The 3,288-nt window shown below is 30.8% G+C and carries 2 protein-coding genes; both read left to right on the forward strand.

Annotated features, from left to right (window positions below; translation table 11 throughout):
• Positions 1–1,773: T9SS type A sorting domain-containing protein (locus U9R42_06325; protein ID MEA3495636.1), on the forward strand; the 1,773-nt coding region annotated here is incomplete at its 5' end.
• Positions 1,770–3,233, forward strand: a complete 1,464-nt coding sequence (locus U9R42_06330) for a T9SS type A sorting domain-containing protein (GenBank protein ID MEA3495637.1) — start codon at positions 1,770–1,772, stop codon at positions 3,231–3,233. The genes U9R42_06325 and U9R42_06330, both read left to right, overlap by 4 nt.
• The last annotated feature ends 55 nt before the right edge of the window (positions 3,234–3,288 follow it).

A 3,288-nucleotide genomic window follows, 5' to 3' on the forward strand; every position in this document is an offset into this window, starting at 1 on the left:
CTTGATACAGCTTTTGAGCAAGATTGGAGAAAATACATAGGAAAAACAGGACTTGAAAGTTTTAATGACATAGTTACCACAGATTTTACTTACATAGCTGTGGGGCAGTGCAACACAAGAGGCGAAGGATATGAAGATATGTATGTTGTACACCTCGATTCCTTTGGAGACACAATTTTACACGAAACCTTTGGAGGCGATTCTGTGGATTATGGCTTTGCTACTGCAAGGTTTCCGGGGATGCCATTAGTTTATTTTGCCGGATATAACACGAGTTATGGGATTGAGGAAAGTGGAAATGCCTATGTGGGTGCATCATTAGCCATTAACATCTTTGATTATACCGACAACTGTAAAGTTTCTAGAGTTTTATGGGTTAATAATGTTATTGAGGGCAGGGATAATAATTCAGGATTAATGATTAAAGGAATACTTGGTGACGATACAAAAGAGAATAAATTAATAACATTTGCAATAAAAAATGAAATAAATGTACTTGCATTATTTAGTCTGGGTTTTATTTTTGACGATAGAAATATACAATATCAATACATAAGGGAGGATAAAGAACTTTATAAAGGCTATCTTGAAGACTTTATTGAAAAATGTAACAAGAAAGGGATTCTATGTGGAATGGTTACTGATAAAACAGTATCAGCAATGATGGATGCCGCACAATTTAACCAAGATTATTTTAACTATTTCAGGTCAGCAAAACTTGATTTTCAAATATTGGAACATGAGTATTGGAATGCACAAAACTTGAAAACATTAGATTATGTAAATCCACCAACAGAACCTGAAAAAATGGATGGTCATTTTGTAGATATATGGGACGACCATAAATTATTGCTTACAACTTTAAACAATTATTGTGTTAAGAATGCAAATTTTTGGGCTGTTTACGATTACCTTGGATTCTTTTATCATCGATGGGATGGAGTAGTCAATAATATTGACTATAATGGATATGATCATGACAACCTTTCTGTACAAAACTCAAAAGCACAATGGTTGGAACAAAATACAGATGGTATTTTTCTTCATTATTATACCAACTACCAATATAACAATGGTCTTGATTTTCTTAACAGTAATGTTTCTTCTTCCAGTCTGGTTGATAGGTTTGTTGAGCGTTTAAGCCTATTGGGTCAACAAAACAATAAGACAAATGTTTTTCCTATTTTTTCTGCTGAATATTATAAGTCAAGTGAAGATAACTGTGGTGAAGATCCTGATAGTGATTATCTTGGGAAATATCTTGATGGACCTGATGCAAATACAGGAACATATATAGGACATAACTTAAGGTCAGTTGAAGAAGAATATGTTGACCAACATGCTGATATGTACAATGATGTATCCTATGATTATATTCAAAATGTAAATCTTGCTTGTTTCAGTTGGTTTAAATATAGTTGTGTTGAAGATAAAGAGTTTTATTTACATCAAAATACTTATGATAATACCTTGCTTGATTGTCCTGATTTTACCGATTGGGTAATCGGGATCGAAGAATTAAATCTTAAAAGTCACAGTCATGTTTTTAAAGTTTATCCTAATCCTTCAAATTCAACAATTACAATTATAAGCAATTCAAATATTGAGATTTTAAGAATAAAGTTATATAATTCATTAGGGGAACTGATTTTTATGCAATTACCTAATTCGAAAATTACGTTTGTTGAAACCAACAATTTAAAGAAAGGAATCTATCTATTGCATATCAAGACTGAAAATAATTCTGAAATTCATAAACTTATAAAAAAATGAGGTACTCCTTGATAATTATATTACTGATTCTGATATCAAAATGTCAGGCACAAGAAATCACCTTTTTAAAAACAGATCAATTAAGTTATAACCCATATCGCTTGTATGTTGAAAAAGGATCCCAAATTGTAAATAAAAACTATCTTGTGGCTTATGATACTTACGAGGGAGTTGGTCACCATTATATTCGTTTTGTCCAATACGATGAGTATGGAAACAATATAAAGGAATTTTCCCCAAAAAGGGATTTTGGTATTGCATTTACTGATGACTTCATTCATTTTGATAATGGAGAATTACTTTTATTTGGTTTTGATGGGGATGTAAGTTTCAATTATTATTATGATAGTTCTGGTAATATCAAATGGAGAAAAGCAGATTCCTTTTACTATAGCTATAGGATGTTTGAGATACTCAATAGAAGTACAGCATTAACAGAATTAATAAAGAGAGTTAAGAACGGTACTTCTTTCGATTATTTCTCTTTTCTTTCAAAAGTTAATTTGGAAACAGGTAATCCAATATGGACCAAACCCAAATCATCATTGATTCCATATACGTTTAATGGTCCAATCAATTCACATTCTGTTCAAGTAGTTTCTGGTGACAGTTTTTATTATGTATTAGTAAGTTCAATAATAAATGATTCCTCATTATTAGTTAGAACTGATACAAATGGAAATATAATAAACTACAAAATATTAGATGAACCTAACATATATACTTTTTGTTATTTTAATGAGTACTTTGTTTTTGTTGAAGATGTTGGTATTTACCCAAGATCTACTTTCAAGCTTCATGGTTTCGACAAATACATGAATAAGAAATGGGTAATTGACACGCCAAAATATAACAGTGTTAAACGGGCAGAAATTCATCAGACCAAAACCGATAAAAATGGGAATTTACAGCTTCTTATTTATAGAAGGGATAATAACACAGATACTACATTTAACTATTATGAAGTTTGGACAATTGATACTTTTGGGGAAATTGTAAAGTACAGGAGGTATTACCTTCCTGGAGAACATTTATCTTTCAATTCTTTTGATTTATGTTCTGATGGTAGTTACTTTTTTGTTGGAAGTTCAACTTATAATCCTGATTACACGTTTATCCTTAAAACCGATAAAAATGGATATATTGAAAATCCTGAACTGTTTCCCTTGAAAATTGATAGTGTGCAATCTAATGCCATTTTTGATTATCATAGAAATAAAAGTATTACGATTTACCCAAATCCCTTCAAAACAAACTGCACCTTCCAACTACCTACTCAAACAAGCCAAAAAGCAACCTTAAACCTTTACTCCATCACAGGCAAACTAATAAAACAAGAAAAATTCAAAGGAAACAGCTATGAGTTTTTCAGAAGTGATTTGTCAGGAGGTTTGTATTTGTATCAAATTATTTTAGAAAATAAAATTTTTACAGGGAAGTTGATTGTTGGGGATTATTAAAAAAAATGCTTTTTGTTATTTTCCAGTTTATTCAAATCTTATAGATTTCACAGGG

The sequence above is a fragment of the Bacteroidota bacterium genome, assembly GCA_034723125.1.
GTDB lineage: Bacteria > Bacteroidota > Bacteroidia > CAILMK01 > JAAYUY01 > JAYEOP01.